13 protein-coding genes and 2 tRNA genes are annotated in these 15206 nt (G+C 70.2%); 8 read left to right on the forward strand and 7 right to left on the reverse strand.

The window, feature by feature from the left end:
• Positions 1 to 89 precede the first annotated feature (89 nt).
• The 3 genes from TU31_RS02980 to TU31_RS02990 all read left to right on the forward strand — a co-directional run bounded on the left by TU31_RS02980 (position 90) and on the right by TU31_RS02990 (position 2255).
• Positions 90 to 569 carry a molybdenum cofactor biosynthesis protein MoaE gene (locus TU31_RS02980; protein WP_042148401.1) on the forward strand — a complete coding sequence of 160 codons (480 nt, stop codon included), beginning with the start codon at positions 90 to 92 and terminating at the stop codon, positions 567 to 569.
• A 278-nt stretch (positions 570 to 847) separates the two neighbouring features.
• Positions 848 to 1030 carry a hypothetical protein gene (locus TU31_RS02985; protein WP_042148404.1) on the forward strand — a complete coding sequence of 61 codons (183 nt, stop codon included), beginning with the start codon at positions 848 to 850 and terminating at the stop codon, positions 1028 to 1030.
• Between the two features lie 127 nt (positions 1031 to 1157).
• On the forward strand, positions 1158 to 2255 hold the full coding sequence (locus tag TU31_RS02990) for a YlbL family protein (RefSeq protein ID WP_042148407.1): 1098 nt from the start codon (positions 1158 to 1160) through the stop codon (positions 2253 to 2255).
• A gap of 60 nt (positions 2256 to 2315) precedes the next feature.
• Here the strand turns inward: TU31_RS02990 and TU31_RS02995 are convergent, their stop codons facing one another.
• Positions 2316 to 2870, reverse strand: coding sequence for a PPA1309 family protein (locus TU31_RS02995; RefSeq protein WP_042148408.1), 555 nt, complete (start codon positions 2868 to 2870; stop codon positions 2316 to 2318).
• A gap of 214 nt (positions 2871 to 3084) precedes the next feature.
• Here TU31_RS02995 and TU31_RS03000 point away from each other — a divergent pair, with 214 nt between their 5' ends.
• From TU31_RS03000 to TU31_RS03015, 4 genes are all read left to right on the forward strand, one after another.
• Positions 3085 to 5892: a UPF0182 family membrane protein gene (locus TU31_RS03000; protein ID WP_042148411.1), complete on the forward strand. Its 2808-nt coding sequence runs from the start codon at positions 3085 to 3087 to the stop codon at positions 5890 to 5892.
• 109 nt (positions 5893 to 6001) lie between these two features.
• A tRNA-Met gene (locus TU31_RS03005) sits at positions 6002 to 6075 on the forward strand.
• Between the two features lie 229 nt (positions 6076 to 6304).
• Positions 6305 to 8155 carry a tetratricopeptide repeat protein gene (locus TU31_RS03010; protein ID WP_181018520.1) on the forward strand — a complete coding sequence of 617 codons (1851 nt, stop codon included), beginning with the start codon at positions 6305 to 6307 and terminating at the stop codon, positions 8153 to 8155.
• 115 nt (positions 8156 to 8270) lie between these two features.
• Positions 8271 to 8344 (forward strand) — tRNA-Met (locus TU31_RS03015).
• Positions 8345 to 8393: 49 nt separating this feature from the next.
• Here the strand turns inward: TU31_RS03015 and TU31_RS03020 are convergent.
• The 4 genes from TU31_RS03020 to TU31_RS03035 all read right to left on the reverse strand — a co-directional run bounded on the left by TU31_RS03020 (position 8394) and on the right by TU31_RS03035 (position 12030).
• The gene (locus TU31_RS03020; protein ID WP_042148416.1) at positions 8394 to 9524 is read right to left on the reverse strand and encodes an ABC transporter substrate-binding protein; all 1131 of its coding nucleotides are present in this window, start codon (positions 9522 to 9524) and stop codon (positions 8394 to 8396) included.
• A gap of 47 nt (positions 9525 to 9571) precedes the next feature.
• Positions 9572 to 10462, reverse strand: a complete 891-nt coding sequence (locus TU31_RS03025) for an ABC transporter permease (RefSeq protein WP_042148419.1) — start codon at positions 10460 to 10462, stop codon at positions 9572 to 9574.
• The gene (locus TU31_RS03030) at positions 10459 to 11310 is read right to left on the reverse strand and encodes an ABC transporter ATP-binding protein (protein WP_042148423.1); all 852 of its coding nucleotides are present in this window, start codon (positions 11308 to 11310) and stop codon (positions 10459 to 10461) included. The genes TU31_RS03025 and TU31_RS03030 overlap by 4 nt, the downstream gene beginning before the upstream one ends.
• 300 nt (positions 11311 to 11610) lie before the next feature.
• Positions 11611 to 12030: a Fur family transcriptional regulator gene (locus tag TU31_RS03035; protein ID WP_042148425.1), complete on the reverse strand. Its 420-nt coding sequence runs from the start codon at positions 12028 to 12030 to the stop codon at positions 11611 to 11613.
• Between the two features lie 161 nt (positions 12031 to 12191).
• Between TU31_RS03035 and TU31_RS03040 the strand changes: the two genes are divergently transcribed.
• On the forward strand, positions 12192 to 13655 hold the full coding sequence (locus TU31_RS03040) for a catalase (RefSeq protein ID WP_042148429.1): 1464 nt from the start codon (positions 12192 to 12194) through the stop codon (positions 13653 to 13655).
• Between the two features lie 195 nt (positions 13656 to 13850).
• Here the strand turns inward: TU31_RS03040 and TU31_RS03045 are convergent, their stop codons facing one another.
• Entirely contained in the window at positions 13851 to 14252 is a 402-nt protein-coding gene (locus TU31_RS03045; RefSeq protein WP_042149880.1) for a CBS domain-containing protein, read from the reverse strand.
• Between the two features lie 150 nt (positions 14253 to 14402).
• Positions 14403 to 15206: a histidinol-phosphatase gene (gene hisN / locus TU31_RS03050; protein ID WP_042148432.1), complete on the reverse strand. Its 804-nt coding sequence runs from the start codon at positions 15204 to 15206 to the stop codon at positions 14403 to 14405.

A 15206-nucleotide genomic window follows, 5' to 3' on the forward strand; every position in this document is an offset into this window, starting at 1 on the left:
CCGGGCTGGAGGAGTCTCCATACGGCGGGCCGGACGACCGGCGGAAACGGCCATTCCCGCGGCGCCCCCGGTTGCGGCACGATGGGGGCATGTCTGGCACGCCCTCCCCTTCGTCCCCCGGCCGCGACCACCCCGGTGAGCGGGCCGCGGCGGACCCGATCCGGCTCCTGGAGATCCGCGACACCCCGCTCTCCGTGGACGAGGTGTTCGCGGCCGTGGGCGACACGGCGGCCGGCGGCACGGCCCTGTTCGTGGGCACGGTCCGCTCGCACGACAACGGCGCCGACGTCGAGGGCCTGGGCTACTCCGCGCACCCGACGGCCGAGGCGGAGATGCGCCGGATCGCCGAGAAGGTGACCGCCGACTTCCCCGTCCGTGCGCTGGCCGCCGTCCACCGGGTGGGCGATCTGCGCATCGGCGATCTGGCCGTGGTCGTCGCGGTTTCCTGCCCGCACCGGGGTGAGGCGTTCGAGGCCTGCCGCAAACTGATCGACGACCTCAAGCACGAGGTACCGATCTGGAAGCATCAAGTGTTTTCCGACGGGACCGAAGAATGGGTGGGCGCTTAGCGGCGTCTTCCGGGGGCGGAAGTCGGGTGACGGGCGGGAGGGCCGGCGCGTGGCCCGTTTTCCGTGTGCGTAATCGCGCGTTCTCCGGGCAGTCGACACAACAGACGGGGCGGGGGCGTTGGCCCGGAGTCACGGGACGGTGAACTCCGAACGTGAGGCCGAACCGGTGCCATGTGTTCCGGTTGCGTAACCCGCCCCCTGGCATGAGCGTTGACCCAGCAGATGGTTAATCTGCTTATTCGTCGATCGCGGTCGTACAAGGGGTTGGGAGGTCGCTGATGGGTGCGCTCCTCTGGTTGCTGATTCCGGTCGGCGCCGGGCTGATTGCCGCGGTGTGGAGCAGCTGGACCATGCGGAATCGCAAGACCGGGGACGTGGCGGAACTCGCGGGCTATGCCCGGTTCCGGGATGCCATGGAAAAGGAGCATTCCGTTTCCGAGCCCGCCTCGGATCCGGTCTGAACCTTCGCCGTTTCTCTGCGGAAGCAAGCGCCACCCTCCGGGGTGGCGCTTTTCTGCGGACGGGCGCCCGGCCCCGTACGGACGGCCCCGCGGGCCGGTTGTCATACCCGTCCCGTACTGTCGTTCCATGCCACGCCGCACCGCGACGCTGCTCGCCTCGATCCTGATGTTGATCGCGCTGCTCTGCGCAGGGGTGCTGATCCCCGTGCCGTACTCCGAGATGTCTCCGGGGCCGACGGTCAACACTCTTGGTGATCACGACGGCGAGCCGGTGCTCCAGATCTCCCGGCGCAAGACCTATCCGACGACGGGTCATCTCAACATGACCACCGTCCGGGTCACCGGCCCCGACTACCGCATGAACCTCTTCGAGGCGGTGTACGGCTGGCTCGGCCACGACAACGCCGTGGTGCCGCACAAGACGCTCTACCCCGAGGGACAGACGGCCGAGCAGGCGGACCAGGAGAACGCCGAGGAGTTCAGCCAGTCCCAGGAGAGCGCCAAGGCCGCCGCCCTCAAGCAGCTGCACCTCCCGGTCGCCGCCCAGACCGTCGTCGGCTCCGTCGTCAAGGACAAGCCCGCCGACGGCCGGCTGCACGCGGGCGATGTGATCAAGGCCGTGGACGGCACGGCGGTCAAGCAGACCGGCGACGTCGCCAAGCTCGTCACCCGCCACAAGCCGGGCGAGAAGGTCGTCTTCACGATCATCCCCGCCAAGGAGGCCGCGGCGGCGGAGAAGCAGGGCAAGAAGGCCGTGACCGGCGCGAAGCAGATCACGATCAGCACGCAGAAGGCGGACGACGGCCGCGCCATCGTGGGCATCCAGGCCGGTGTGGACCACACCTTCCCGTTCCCCATCGACGTCAAGCTGGCCGATGTCGGCGGCCCGAGTGCCGGCCTGATGTTCGCGCTGGGCATCGTCGACAAGCTCACGCCCGGGGACATGACCGGCGGCAAGTTCGTGGCCGGTACGGGCACCATCGACGACAAGGGCAAGGTCGGCCCGATCGGTGGCATCGCGATGAAGACGGTCGGTGCGCGCGACAAGGGCGCGGAGTTCTTCCTGACGCCCAAGGAGAACTGCGCCGCGGCGGCCAAGGACACCCCGAAGGGGCTGACCCTGGTCAAGGTCGGCACCATAGGCGACGCCGTCAAGGCGCTGGAAAAGATCCGCAAGGGCGACGCCGCCGGCCTGCCGAGCTGCGGCCCGGCAGGCCGCTCCTAGGGCCGACCCGCCCCAGGACCCCGGACGCGAGCCGTCCGGCCGGGGCCCTGGACGCCGCGGTCAGGCCTCGAAGGTCGCGGCCAGCGCTTCCGCGAGGCCCGGCACCAGTGCCGAGCCGGTGAGGACCTCGGACGTGGAGTCCTTCTCGCGCAGCCGCAGTGCCGACTCACGGCGGCCGTCCCGCAGCACGGCCACCGTCATCCGGACCTCCTGACGGTCCGGGTGCTCGGCGACCCACTTGGCGAGCTGCGCCTCGTCCATGCCCGCGGGCTCGGAGTCCTCGGCGGACGGCGGCAGCATCAGCCGCTCGACGGTCAGCGCACAGCCGGTGACGGCATCCGGCCAGGCGATGGTGGCCAGGAACTCGTCCAGCGGGACGCCCGCCGGGATCTCGTCCTGCTCCACGGGGGTCAGGGACGTGGTGGTGGAGTCGTCGATACCGAGCTGGGCGGCGAGCGAGGGCTCCTGCGCCCGCAGCTTGGCGGTGTCGACGAGGGCGAACAGTCGGGCCGGCTGATCCCAGCCGAGCCCGGCGCTGTACTCGTCGATCTCGAGCACCGCGCGGGTCAGGGGGTCGGCGGCGAGGGGGGTGCCGTCAACGGGGAGGTTGGTCATGCTCAACATCGTGCCTTGTGTACCCCGGAAAGCGGGAACTGAGTAAAGCCTTCGTAAGTTGCATCGGTGGGTCCTACTATCGCCGGGCCTGCTCCACACGACAGCGAACTTCGAGGTGCGCACCTTGGCTTTCCAGATGCCGGACCGCGGCGGAGGCCCGACAGGGCCACGGATCAGAGTCGGCCGACCATCGCGGCGGATCCGGACCCTGCTCATGACATTGGGTGTGCTGGCCGTACTGGCCATGCTCTTCGTGATGTTTGCAGGGTTTTGGACGGATTGGCTCTGGTATCGGTCGGTCAAGTACTCCTCGGTCTTCACGACCACCCTGCTGACCAAGATCGGTCTGTTCTTCTCCTTCGGCGTGGTGATGGCCGTCGCCGTCGGTGTCAACATCTGGCTGGCGCACCGGCTGCGGCCGCCGCTGAGCGCGATGTCCATGGAGCAGCAGAGCCTGGACCGCTACCGGATGAGCATCGCGCCGTTCAAGAAGTGGGCGCTGATCGCGATCACGGCGGTGATCGGGCTGATCGCCGGTGCCTCCGCCTCCGGCGAGTGGCGCACCTGGCTCCAGTGGGTCAACGGTGTCCCCTTCGGCAAGAAGGACCCGCAGTTCGGGATGGACGTCGCGTTCTACGCCTTCGATCTTCCCTGGTACCGCTTCCTGTTGAGCTTCGGCTTCGCCTGCGCGGTGCTGTGTCTGGTCGCCGCGGCGCTGACGCACTACCTCTACGGCGGGCTGCGGCTGACCAGCCCCGGTTCGCGGGCGACGGCGGCGGCGACCGGCCATCTGTCGGTGCTGCTGGGCATCTTCGTCTCGCTCAAGGCGATCGCGTACTGGCTCGACCGGTACGGCCTCGCGGTGAAGTCCAGCGGCCTGAAGTCGGCCGACAACTGGACGGGCCTGCGGTATGTCGACGCCAACGCATACCTCCCGGCGAAGACCATCCTGTTCTTCATCGCGGCGATCTGTGCGGTGCTGTTCTTCGCCACCCTCTGGCGGCGGACCTGGCAGCTGCCGGTGATCGGCTTCGGCCTGATGGTGCTCTCGGCGGTCCTCATCGGCGGTGTGTACCCGGAGATCGTGCAGAAGTTCCAGGTCCAGCCGAACGAGCAGGCCAAGGAAGCGCCGTACATCAAGCAGAACATCAAGGCGACCCGGGACGCGTACGACATCCAGGATTCCGAGGTCACGCCGTACAAGGGCGACTATCAGCCCACCGGCAAGGCGGACAGCCAGCGGCTGCGCGACAACGCCGACACCACGGCCAGCATGCGGCTGCTCGACCCGAACGTGGTCTCGCCGGCCTTCCAGCAACAGCAGCAGGTGCGGGGCTACTACCAGTTCCCCTCCACCCTGGACGTCGACCGCTACAAGGACAAGGACGGCGCCGAGCAGGACACCGTCATCGGTCTGCGTGAGCTGAACATCGCCGGTATCCCCGAGCGCAACTGGATCAACGACCACTTCAAGTACACCCACGGCTACGGCGCGGTCGCCGCCAAGGGGACGGAGGCCGCCGACGGCGGCGGTCCGAAGTACACGGAGTCGGATCTGCCGGCCAAGGGACAGCTGGGCACGTACCAGCAGCGGGTCTACTACGGCGAGAAGACCTCGCAGTACTCCATCGTCGGCGGTCCGCAGAAGGAACTGGACTACTCCGACGACAGCGGCGAGAAGAGCTACAGCTACCAGGGCAAGAGCGGCGTCAACCTCGGGAACCCGATCAACCGTGCCGCGTACGCGGTGGCGTTCGGGGAGCCGCAGATCCTCTACTCCGGCGCGATCGGCGACGGCTCGCGGATCCTGTACAACCGCACGCCCAAGGAGCGCGTCGAATCCGTCGCCCCCTGGCTGACCATCGACGGCGACGCCTATCCGGCGGTCATCGACGGCCGGATCAAGTGGATCGTGGACGCCTACACCACCAGCAACGGCTACCCGTACGCCTCGCGCACCACGCTCGGGGACAGCACGGCCGATTCGCTCACCGACGGCCAGCGGGCGGTGGTGGCCCAGCAGAACCAGGTCAACTACATCCGCAACTCCGTCAAGGCGACGGTGGATGCCTACGACGGTTCGGTGAAGCTCTACCAGTGGGACGAGAAGGACCCGGTCCTCAAGACCTGGATGAAGTCCTTCCCCGGCACGGTCGAGAAGAAGAGCGCCATAAGCCCGGCGCTCAAGGAGCATCTGCGCTACCCGCAGGACCTCTTCAAGGTGCAGCGCCAGCTGCTGACCACGTACCACGTCACGGACCCCGGCACCTTCTACACCGGCTCCGAGCGCTGGCAGATCCCGAACGACCCGACGACCAAGTCGGGCAACGCGGTGCCGCCGTACTACCTGAGCATGAAGATGCCGGACCAGAAGAACCGCGCGTTCTCACTGACGACGACCTTCACGCCCAACAAGCGCGACAACCTCGGTGCGTTCATGGCCGTCGACGCCAATGCGACCAGCGGCGACTACGGCAAGATCAGATTGCTGAAGCTGCCGTCGGAGACGCCGGTGCCCGGCCCGCAGCTGGTGCAGTCGAAGTTCAACTCCGATCCGGTCATCGCCAATGAGCTGAACATCCTCAAGAAGTTCGGCGACTCGGAGATCGAGTACGGCAATCTGCTGACCGTGCCGCTGGACGGTGGACTGCTCTATGTCGAACCGGTGTATCTGCGCGGCGCCAACACCAACTACCCGCTTCTGAAGAAGGTGTTGGTCAGCTACGGCGACAGCAAGCCCGTCCTGGAGGACTCCCTCAAGGACGCGCTGGATGTGGTCTTCGGCAAGAAGGCGCCCAGTACGGGCACGGAGCAGCCGCCAAGCGGCGGCGACACCGGGCAGCCGCCGTCCGACCAGACGGTGCAGCAGGCCCTCGCCGATGCGCAGAAGGCCTACGAGGAGGGCGAGAAGGCACGCACCTCCGGCGACTGGGCCGGTTACGGCGAGGCTCAGAAGAAGCTGAAGGCGGCGCTGGACCGGGCGGCGAAGGCGTCCGAGAAGGGCGGCAAGCCGGGCAGCTGAGCCGGCCGTCCGCCTCTCGGGCCCTGTGGCCGCCGGTGCGAACCGGTGGCCACAGGGCCGCGTCGGTCCGGGGGCCGTCCGCCGCCGTGATACCTTGAGGTCACAACGACGCGGGGTGGAGCAGCTCGGTAGCTCGCTGGGCTCATAACCCAGAGGTCGCAGGTTCAAATCCTGTCCCCGCTACTGAAAAGCCGAAGGCCTGGATCCTCAAGGATCCGGGCCTTCGTCATGTGTGCGCGTCGATCGTCATGTGTTCAGGTCGATCCCGGGCAAAGGCCGGGTCGTACAACCCATGTGGGGAAGCTGTGTGCTTGAGTTTGCCAAGTCGTCGTGTCGGGAAGTCGACAAACCGCTGAAGTGACCTCACTGGCTGCGGTATACCAGGTGTACGCGGGTTACAGGTGATGCGACGATGGGTCTTATGGGGGACAAGGCAAGGTTGTTGGAGACGGACCGGTTTGTGCATGCGCCCGATGACGGGCGCGAATCCGACCTGCAAATGGACGCGATGGAGGCCGCAGAGGCCGCCGAGGCGTCCGATGCCGTGACCGAGTCCGGCCACCGCCGGGCCGCCGAGGCGGGCGACACCGCCGCGATGAGCGCGCTCGGTGCGATGCTGCTGCGCCGCGGTGACCTCGACGGCGCCGAGCCGCATCTGCGGTCCGCTGCCGCCGCCGGGGACCGCGCCGCGGCCAACAACCTGGGCGTGCTGCTCCACCAGCGGGGCTACGGGGACGAGGCGGCCGGCTGGTGGCGGATCGCCGCCGTGGCCGGTTCTGCCGCCGCCGCGCACGCCCTCGGGCGTCACTACCGGGAGCGCGGCGACGAGCCGGCCGCCGAATACTGGCTGCGCCAGTCCGCCGAGTCCGGCCACTGCCTGGGCGCCTACGCCCTCGCCGACCTCCTGGAGCACCGCGGTGACATCGGTGCCGAGCGCTGGTTCCGTACGGCCGCCGAGCGTGGTCACCGCGAGGCCGCGTACCGCCTGGCCCGGCTCATCGAGGAAGGGCGCGACGCGGACCACCGCGCGGTCCCCGCGTACGGGGAGCTGAGGCAGCAGGAGGAGGCCGAGCAGTGGTACCGCCAGGCCGCCGCGCGCGGCCACCGGCGGGCCGCGCTCCAGCTGGGCGCGCTGCTGGAGGAGCGCGGTGACGTCCAGGAGGCCGGGCGCTGGTACTTGTCCGCCGCCAAGGACGGGGAGGCGCGCGCCGCCTGTGCGCTGGGCTTCCTGCTGCGCGACGCGGGGGACGAGGAGAGCGCCGCGGAATGGTGGCGGCGCGCCGCCCAGGACGGCGATGGCAACGCTGCCAATGCGCTCGGGGCGCTGCACGCCGACCGCGGTGAGCTTCAGACCGCCGAGCGCTGGTACCGCGTCGCTCTGGACGCCGGGGATGTCAACGGCGCCTACAACATCGGGCTGCTGTGCGCCGAGCAGGGCCGGGAGGGGCGCGGCGAGCAGTGGTACCGCCGGGCCGCCTACGCCGGGCACCGTGAGGCGGCCAACGCGCTGGCCATTCTGCTGCTCCAGCGTGGCGACGCCGCAGGGGCCGAGCCGTGGTTCTCCAAGGCAGCCGAGGCGGGCAGTGTGGACGCCGCGTTCAACCTCGGCATCCTCTTCGCCGGGCGGGGTGCGGAGCGTACGGCGCACACCTGGTACGAGCGGGCGGCCGCGGCCGGGCACACCGAGGCGGCGCTTCAGGTCGCCATCGTGCAGCTGCGGGACGGTGAGCTCCAGGACGCGGAGCGGAATCTGCGCTGTGCGGCCGGTGGCGGCAGCGCCGAGGCGGCCTTCCGGCTCGCCGACCTCCTCGACCGCCAGGCGGCGGCCGCGGGTGAGGGGCTGGCGGACGGGGAGCGCGCGGCGGACGACGAGAGCGTGCAGTGGTACGAGCGGGCCGCGCGCCAGGGTCACCGTCGCGCCCAGGTTCGCGTTGGCATGTTCGCGGCGGCTCGCGGGGAGACCGTCGAGGCCGCTGAGTGGTACCGCGCGGCGGCCGAGGCCGGGAGCCGTAACGGCGCCTTCAACCTCGGGCTGCTGCTGGCCCGTGAGGGCAGCCTGCCGGAGGCCGCCCTGTGGTGGCAGCGCGCCGCCGAGGCCGGGCACGGCCGGGCGGCGCTCCGGCTGGCGCTGCTCGCCGCCCGGCGCGGGGCGCTCGCGGAGGCGCAGAGCTGGTGTGCGCACGCCGTGGAGCTGGGCCCGCCGGAGGTGGCGGAGCGTGCGGCGCGGCTGCGTACGGCGCTCCAGGAGGAGCTCAGCGCGTAGCGGGCGGCAGAGGTGTCCGGAGGCCCGGAACCCGGCGAACAAACCGGGTCCCGGGCCCCGCCGGAAGGAATTTGCGCTGGTCGTCGGGCCGGGGTTAAAGTGTGGAACACAACGACGCGGGGTGGAGCAGCTCGGTAGCTCGCTGGGCTCATAACCCAGAGGTCGCAGGTTCAAATCCTGTCCCCGCTACTGAAAGACGAAGGCCCGGATTCTCCGAGAATCCGGGCCTTCGTCGTTCTCATCTCCGGAGCCGGTGGCCGACCGCCTCCGCGTACAGGCTGCGGTCGACGAGCCGGTTCTCCGGGAGCGGTGCTCCTTCGGTGACGCCGGCGTCACGGTAGGCCTTCTGGAGCCGGTCCGTGGTGCCCTTTCTGATCTCCCAGTCCATCCGGAGGGAGGGCACCGAGGTGAGGATCTTCGCGTCGACGTCCAGCAGCTTCGCCAGCTCGGCGACGAAGGCCCGGTCGGCCTTGTAGTCGCCGGCGAAGTAGGTGTTGACCGTGCGGAGGTAGGCGCGCAGGAAGGCGACACCGGCGTCCGGGTCCCGCTGGAGCAGCGCCGGGCCGTAGAGGGCGCCGCCGAGGGGTTCGCCCCGGGGCTGGCCGCCGAGGAATGCGTATTTCTCGTCGCCGTCGACCCGCCGCCAGACCGGGTCGAGCAGCCAGGCGGAGTCCACCCCGCCGCCGGTCAGGGCGGTCAGGACGTCGGCGGAGCCGAGCTGCTGGAAGGCGACGGAGTCCAGGCGGGCGCCGTGTCCGGCGAAGGTCCTGGCCATCGGGTACATGATCACGGAGCCTTTTCCGATCATGGTGCCCAGCTTCGTCCCCTCCAGGGAGACCGAAGAGGCGCGCTCCCCGCTCCTGAGGCGCACCCACAGGCCGCTCCGGGAGTTCGGGGCGGGGGAGAAGTTGCCGGCCACCCAGCGGAGGTCGAAGCCGCCGTGGACGCCGTTGACGACGGCGGCCTCGGGGGCCGCCCACAAGGCGTCCAGTTCGCCCTTGGCCAGTAGCGGCAGCGCCTCCGGGGTGGGCAGCACCTTCAGCCGGACATCCAGGCCCTCCTTCGTGAACTCGCCCCTGGAGAGGGCCAGGCGCAGCGGGGCCACGTACTCGGCGTTGAGAGTGCCGGTGGCGACGGTGAGCGTGCGGCGTTTCGCGAGCGGGCGCGGAGCGGGGGCGCCCATGGCGCAGCGGGCCGGTGGGCGGTCCGGGGCGAGGTCGGCGGGGTCGGTCCAGGCGGCCGGGCCGCAGCCCGCGACGGGCTTGATGGTGCGGGGCCGGGCGGCGGAGGGGTGGTCCTCGGGGGCGGCGCAGCCGGCGGCGAGGGCGAGTGCGGTGATCAGCGCGGCAGTGGTGGTGCGGATGCGCATGGGACCTCCGTACGGGGCGGCGTCCGGTCGGACGGGGCGGTGCGGGATCAGCTCCGGGGGCGGCCGCGGTCGCGGGGTGCCCAGGGGGTGAGGAAGCGCCCGGCCAGCCGTACGAGCTCGGAGAAGAGCACGCCGAGGACGGCCACACAGACGATGCCGACGAACATCACGTCGTTCTGGAACAGGGCGCGCGAGTCGAAGATCAGATGCCCGAGGCCGTCGGTGGCGGCGATCTGTTCCGAGGCGACGATGACCAGGACGGCCACGCCCGCGGCGATCCGGGCGCCCACGAGGACGGCGGGCAGCGAGGCGGGCAGCAGGACGTGCCGGAACATCTGCCAGGGGCCCGCGCCGAAGACCTGGCCGGCGTCGCGGTGGCCGGAGGGGATGGCCAGTACTGCCGCCATGGTCGAGATCCAGACGAAGAAGAAGACGGTGGTGGCGACGAGGGCGACCTGCGGGCCCTCGCCGAGCCCGAACATGTTGAGGAAGACCGGCAGCAGGGCCAGCTTGGGAACCACGTACAGGGCGTCCAGGAGGGGTTCGAGGGCGGCCCGTACGAGTGACAGCGAGCCCATCAGCAGGCCCAGGAGGTAGCCGGTGACGGTCCCGGCGGCATAGCCGGCCAGGACGCGCCGGAGGGTGGCTCCCACGTCCGGCCACAGTGCGCCGGCCAGGGCGCGGTCCCAGCCGTCGACCAGGATCGTCGTGGGTGCGGGGTAGATGCGGGCGTCGAGCCAGGCCCGGTCGGCGGCCAGCTGCCACAGCAGCACGAGCAGCAGTGGTACGGCGGCGGCCAGCGAGATCTCCAGGGTGCGCCGGCGGCGGTGGGTGCGCCCGGGGCGCAGTTCCCGCGGGCCGGGGCGGCGGACGACGAGGCGGTCGGCCGCGGCGGGCCTGTCGTCCTCGTGGCCGGGCCGGGGGAGGGCGGCGGTCATGCGGGGACGGCCCCCTCGGTGGTCCGGCGGGCGGAGCCGCCGCGGTTGACCTCGTCACGCAGCAGCTGCCACAACTCCGCCTTGAGGGCCGTGAATTCGGGGGTGGCGCGGACCGCGCCGGTGCGGGGGCGGCCGGACGGCGGGCGGCGTTCGGCGATGATCCGGCCGGGGCGGGCGGACATGACCAGGACCCGGTCGCCGAGTACCAGGGCTTCTTCGAGGCTGTGGGTGATGAAGAGGGTGGTGGTGCGGGTGGTCTGGGTGAGGTCGAGCAGTTCGTCCTGGAGGACGGTGCGCAGCTGGGCGTCGAGGGCCGCGAACGGCTCGTCCATCAGCAGGATTCCGGGGTCCACGGCGAGGGCGCGGGCCAGCGCGACGCGCTGGCGCATACCGCCGGAGAGCGTGGCCGGGTAGGCGCCGGCGAAGTCGGCGAGCCCCATACGGGTGAGCCAGGAGCGGGCCCTTTCGTCGGCCTCCTTACGGGGGACGCGCTGGAGGTCGAGGCCGAAGCGGACATTGCCCAGCACCGTCTTCCAGTCGTAGATGCCGTAGTCCTGGAAGATCATCGCGGCCGGGCGGTCGGCGCTCACCCGGAGTTCCAGTTCGCCGGCACTGGGGCGCAGCAGCCCGGCGGCGATGCGCAGCAGGGTCGACTTCCCGCAGCCGGAGGGGCCGACGACACAGACGCATTCGCCCGGCGCGATCTCGGCATCGACGGGGCCGAGGGCGGCCAGCGCCTTGCGGCCGCGGCCGAAGGAGCGGGCCAGGGCGTGGGCGCGCAGGGCGGGTGGGGTGGCGGGGCCGGCGGCCGGGCGGTGCGTCGCGGACGAAGGGGGCGGCTCTCCCACGGGGTGCTCCTTGCGGAGTGCGGACAGGGTGCCGCCGTGGTGCGCGGCCCGGGGCCGGTGGGGCCCGGTGGCCGGAAAGCGCGGCCCGCCGACGATATGACGGTGCGTCAGATTTGGGCAAGGGGCGTGCGGGCAGGGTTGTGCGGTGTGGGGAGGCGCGGAGGCGTGGGGGTGAGGGCGCGGGCGACGGGCCGCCGGCCGGGCATGCGAAGGAGCCCGCGGCCGGGTGGGCGTGGGCTCGGTCGTGCGTATGAGGTGATCGGGTGCGGGGGCGGCCCGGACGGGGACCGGCCGCGGGTGTCAGGACGGGGCGCTGCACGTGGGGCAGATGCCCCGGTAGGTGACGGTGACCTCGGATACCTGGAAGCCGTAGCGCTCCGGCTCGGGCAGGGCGGACAGCGGGTCGCCCTGAAGGTGGACGTCCCGGATCGTGCCGCACTGCGAGCAGACCAGGTGCTGGTGCTCGTGGTGGGCGTTGGGGTCGTAGCGCTTGGCCCGGCCGTCGGTGCTCACCTCGAGCACCTCGCCGAGCGACACCAGCTCGCCCAGGGTGTTGTAGACCGTCGCGCGGGAGATCTCGGGCAGCCGGGCGGATGCCAGCGCGTGCACTTCGTCAGCGGTGTAGTGGACGTGGTCCCCGTCGAGGACCTCGGCGACGACGCGTCGCTGCGCGGTCAGCCGCCAGCCGCGTCCCCGGAGCCGTTCAAGCAGGTCACTCATGCCATTCACCTATCAGTCAGATAGACCCAGCGTAGCAGTGGGGGATCCATCACCGGATCGTGTACGAGTTTCACATCCTTCTTGACTTAGACATTGTCCAATGTAGGATCGTGACCGGCGCAAGCCAAGGGCAGGTGGAGAAGACTTTTCAGGAGGCGCACGTGTCGGTAGAGAGCACCACTGGACCGCTGACCACGGAGTCCGGGGCTCCGGTCGGGGACAACCAGAACAGCGAGACGGCGGGCATCGGCGGACCCGGCCTCATCCAGGACCAGCTCCTGATCGAGAAGCTCGCGCACTTCAACCGGGAGCGCATCCCGGAGCGCATCGTGCACGCCCGCGGCGCCGGTGCGTACGGCACCTTCACGGTCACCGCGGACGTGACCAAGTACACCCGCGCCGCGTTCCTCTCCGAGGTCGGCAAGCAGACCGAGACGTTCCTGCGCTTCTCCACCGTCGCGGGCAACCTCGGCTCCGCCGACGCGGTGCGTGACCCGCGCGGCTTCGCGCTGAAGTTCTACACCGAAGAGGGCAACTACGACCTCGTCGGCAACAACACCCCGGTGTTCTTCATCAAGGACGCCATCAAGTTCCCGGACTTCATCCACACCCAGAAGCGCGACCCGTACACCGGCTCGCAGGAGGCGGACAACGTCTGGGACTTCTGGGGCCTGTCGCCCGAGTCCACCCACCAGGTCACCTGGCTGTTCGGCGACCGCGGCATCCCCGCCTCCTACCGCCACATGAACGGCTACGGCTCGCACACCTTCCAGTGGAACAACGAGGCCGGCGAGGTCTTCTGGGTCAAGTACCACTTCAAGACCGACCAGGGCATCAAGAACCTCACGACCTCCGAGGCCGCGGAGACCTCCGGCCTCGACCCGGACAGCCACCAGCGCGATCTGCGGGAGTCCATCGAGCGCGGCGACTTCCCGAGCTGGACCGTCCAGGTGCAGATCATGCCCGCGGCCGAGGCGGCCAACTACCGCTTCAACCCGTTCGACTTGACCAAGGTCTGGCCGCACGAGGACTACCCGCCGATCGAGATCGGCAAGCTGGAGCTCAACCGCAACCCGCAGAACATCTTCGCCGAGGTCGAGCAGTCGATCTTCTCCCCGCACCACTTCGTGCCGGGTATCGGCCCGTCCCCCGACAAGATGCTCCAGGGCCGTCTCTTCGCGTACGGCGACGCGCACCGCTACCGCGTCGGCATCAACGCCGACCACCTGCCGGTGAACCGCCCGCACGCCACCGAGGCGCGCAGCCACGGCCGGGACGGCGTGCTCTACGACGGCCGCCACGCGGGCCGGAAGAACTACGAGCCCAACAGCTTCGGCGGCCCGGTCGAGACCGGCCGTCCGCTGTGGCAGCCGGCCGCCGTGACCGGCCCCACCGGCGAGCATGCCGCGCCCTCGCACGCGGAGGACGACGACTTCGTCCAGGCCGGAAACCTCTACCGGCTGATGGCGGAGGACGAGAAGGGGCGCCTGATCGACAACCTGGCGGGTTTCATCGCCCAGGTCTCCCGCGATGACATCGCCCAGCGGGCGATCGAGAACTTCCGCAAGGCGGACGCGGACTACGGCAAGCGGCTGGAAGCCGCGGTCCAGGCCCTGCGCGGCTGACTGGGCGGGCGCCCCTTATGCGGCTAAACCTCCCCCACGCTTAAGGCGCGGGGGGACCCCCATCGCTTTCGCGGAAGTGGTTACGCGCCGTGGGGGTTGCTCAATTGTCGCTGCCGTAAATAAGCGAAGAGGCCGGATGCCATGGGGCTTCGGCCTCTTCGTGTGTGCGGCTCCGGGGGCGGAGCCGTGTGGGAGTCAGGCGGGTACGGGGCGGGCCCGTTCCGTGGTGGTCGACCAGCAGCGGATGATGTCGCGTACGGAGACCACACCGACCGGTTCCTGGTCGTTGAGCACGATCAGATGGCGGAAGCCACCGCGCACCATGGCGTCCGCGGCATCGTCCAGGGTCCAGTCCGGAGCGGCGAAGACCACGTCCGGGGTGGTGTGGGTCTGGGCGGTCTCCTGGTCGGGGTTCTCGCCCGCGCCGAGGGAGTTGAGGATGTCGCGCTCGGTGAGGATGCCGATGCCACAGGTGTCGTTGTCGAGGACCACGGCCGCGCCGATGCGGCGGGCCGCCATCAGCTGCGCCGCCTGGCGGAGGGTGTGAGCGGGCCCGATGGTGAGGACCACCGTGCTCATGGCGTCTTTGACGTGCATGGGCATGGAGTGGAGCCACCTCCTTGGTGAATGTGCTTGCGAAGGGATTCACAAGTTCACAAAGTGGGGGATTCTCATGTTCACATGCCTCCGCCGATGCAACAAGGGGCAACTGCTGGACGGTTGTCCGAATGCGCGCCCCGCCGCAGGTCAGTGCGGGGAGTCGCCGAGATAACCCAGCAGATCCTCGTGCAGCAGACCGTTCGAGGCAGCCGCGTTGCCGCTGTGCGGGCCCGGCTTGCCGTCCAGGCCGGTGAACTGTCCGCCGGCCTCCTTCACCACCACCGCACAGGCCGCCATGTCCCACAGCGACAGCTCCGGCTCGGCGCAGATGTCCACCGAACCCTCGGCGATCATCATGTACGGCCAGAAGTCCCCGTAGCCCCGGGTGCGCCAGCAGTCCCGGCTCAGATCGAGGAAGCTGGGCAGCTTGCCGCGCTCCTCCCAGCCGGTCAGCGACGAGTACGCGAACGAGGCGTCCTGGATACGGCCGACCTGGGAGACCCGGAGCTGGGTCGCGGAGGTCAGGCTGCGGCCGGTGAAGGCGCCCAGGCCGTCGGCGGCCCACCAGCGGCGGTTGAGCGCCGGTGCCGAGACGATGCCGACCACCGGGCGGTCACCGCCCTCCCCGCGCTCCATCAGCGCGATCAGCGTCGCCCAGACCGGCACCCCGCGGACATAGTTCTTCGTGCCGTCGATCGGGTCGATGATCCAGCGGCGCGGCCCCGCGCCCTCGCTGCCGAACTCCTCGCCGAGCACCGCGTCCCGTGGCCGGGCCCGCTGGAGCTGGCTGCGGATCAGCTCTTCGGCGGCCTTGTCCGCCTCACTCACCGGTGTCATGTCCGGTTTGGTCTCGACCTTGAGGTCGAGGGCCTTGAAGCGCTCCATGGTGGCGGCGTCCGCGGCGTCCGCGAGAACATGGCCGAGGCGAAGATCATCGTGATAGTCGGGCAT

Source organism: Streptomyces lydicamycinicus, assembly GCF_000829715.2.
GTDB classification, from domain to species: domain Bacteria; phylum Actinomycetota; class Actinomycetes; order Streptomycetales; family Streptomycetaceae; genus Streptomyces; species Streptomyces lydicamycinicus.

Bases quoted from the DNA above. Each gene is read 5' to 3' on its own strand.
- TU31_RS02980 (WP_042148401.1), top strand. From the start codon at position 90: ATGTCTGGCACGCCCTCCCCTTCGTCCCCCGGCCGCGACCACCCCGGT.
- TU31_RS02985 (WP_042148404.1), top strand. From the start codon at position 848: ATGGGTGCGCTCCTCTGGTTGCTGATTCCGGTCGGCGCCGGGCTGATT.
- TU31_RS02990 (WP_042148407.1), top strand. From the start codon at position 1,158: ATGCCACGCCGCACCGCGACGCTGCTCGCCTCGATCCTGATGTTGATC.
- TU31_RS02995 (WP_042148408.1), bottom strand. From the start codon at position 2,870: ATGACCAACCTCCCCGTTGACGGCACCCCCCTCGCCGCCGACCCCCTG.
- TU31_RS03000 (WP_042148411.1), top strand. From the start codon at position 3,085: ATGACATTGGGTGTGCTGGCCGTACTGGCCATGCTCTTCGTGATGTTT.
- TU31_RS03010 (WP_181018520.1), top strand. From the start codon at position 6,305: ATGGGTCTTATGGGGGACAAGGCAAGGTTGTTGGAGACGGACCGGTTT.
- TU31_RS03020 (WP_042148416.1), bottom strand. From the start codon at position 9,524: ATGCGCATCCGCACCACCACTGCCGCGCTGATCACCGCACTCGCCCTC.
- TU31_RS03025 (WP_042148419.1), bottom strand. From the start codon at position 10,462: ATGACCGCCGCCCTCCCCCGGCCCGGCCACGAGGACGACAGGCCCGCC.
- TU31_RS03035 (WP_042148425.1), bottom strand. From the start codon at position 12,030: ATGAGTGACCTGCTTGAACGGCTCCGGGGACGCGGCTGGCGGCTGACC.
- TU31_RS03045 (WP_042149880.1), bottom strand. From the start codon at position 14,252: ATGCACGTCAAAGACGCCATGAGCACGGTGGTCCTCACCATCGGGCCC.
- hisN (WP_042148432.1), bottom strand. From the start codon at position 15,206: ATGCCCGACTATCACGATGATCTTCGCCTCGGCCATGTTCTCGCGGAC.